Source organism: Oleiphilus sp. HI0043, assembly GCF_001634935.1.
On record NZ_LWEY01000776.1, the window covers coordinates 1 to 534 of the forward strand.

The 534-nt window shown below is 45.4% G+C and carries 1 protein-coding gene; it reads left to right on the forward strand.

What is annotated here, in order from left to right; translation table 11 throughout:
• Nucleotides 1–27: 27 nt before the first annotated feature.
• Nucleotides 28–534: phosphate ABC transporter ATP-binding protein (locus A3729_RS08785; RefSeq protein ID WP_231877390.1), on the forward strand; the 507-nt coding region annotated here is incomplete at its 3' end.

A 534-nucleotide genomic window follows, 5' to 3' on the forward strand; every position in this document is an offset into this window, starting at 1 on the left:
CTACAGCGTAAGTCTGCAGCTCTAAAGCTGGAAGACGAAAAAATTGCACTAACCGTTGACGATTTACGCTTATGCTACGGTGAAAAAGAGGCCCTTCACGGCGTAAATATGCAGATCCCACAGAACCGAGTAACGGCTTTTATCGGCCCATCGGGTTGTGGTAAATCGACATTATTGCGTTGCTTCAATCGCATGAACGATTTGGTTGATGGCTGTAGCATCACCGGTAAAATCATGCACGAAGGTAAAGATATCTACCAACGTAAAGTCGAAGTGGCTGAACTTCGTCGCCGCATTGGTATGGTATTCCAGAAGCCAAACCCTTTCCCAAAGAGCATCTATGAAAACGTCGCTTATGGCCTGCGTATTCAAGGAATCAACAAAAAGCGTATTCTAGATGAAACAGTAGAATGGTCTCTACGTACTGCAGCACTTTGGGATGAAGTTAAAGATCGTCTTGATGATAGCGCATTGGGTCTATNCGGTGGTCAGCAACAACGTTTGGTGATCGCACGAACCGTTGCTGTTAAACCA